Raw genomic sequence first — 512 nt, 5'->3', positions numbered from 1 at the left:
GGATAATTTGAAGTCGGCTGTGACAAGAGCCAGTAAATACGAACCTACCATCAATCGCAGCTTTAAAGATTTTGCCAGACATTATAACTGTGTGATCAACCCCACAAGGACTTATTCACCGCAAGACAAAGCCTTGGTTGAAAACGCAGTACACCTTGTTTACCAAAGAATTTATTATCCGATACGGGAGATGACTTTCTTTTCTTTGGAAGAACTCAACCGCGAGATACGACGATTACTTGTAGACTATAATAAATTGCTATTCCAACGAAAACAAGCCTGTCGAAGAGAGCTCTTTCAAACGATCGAACGACAATACTTAAAATCATTACCCACTCAGGCTTATGAAATAAAAGATTACAAAAGGGCAAAGGTTCAGAAAATGGGTTATGTTTATTTCTCCCCGGACAAAAGTTATTACAGTGTTCCATACCGTTATATCGGCAATAGGACCATGATCCATTACACCAAAAGCACGATCGAGGTTTATTATAATCATCAGCGCATAGCCC

The 512-nt window shown here is 39.5% G+C and carries 1 protein-coding gene; it reads left to right on the top strand.

The window, feature by feature from the left end; all coding sequences use genetic code 11:
* Positions 1 to 91: 91 nt before the first annotated feature.
* Positions 92 to 512: Mu transposase domain-containing protein (locus ABEA42_RS18450; protein WP_425572115.1), on the top strand; the 421-nt coding region annotated here is incomplete at its 3' end.

Source organism: Pedococcus ginsenosidimutans, from assembly GCF_039544395.1.
Taxonomy (GTDB): Bacteria; Actinomycetota; Actinomycetes; order Actinomycetales; family Dermatophilaceae; genus Pedococcus; species Pedococcus ginsenosidimutans.
Note: the sequence above shows the minus strand (reverse complement) of the source record. Positions and strands in the feature narration are given on the sequence as shown.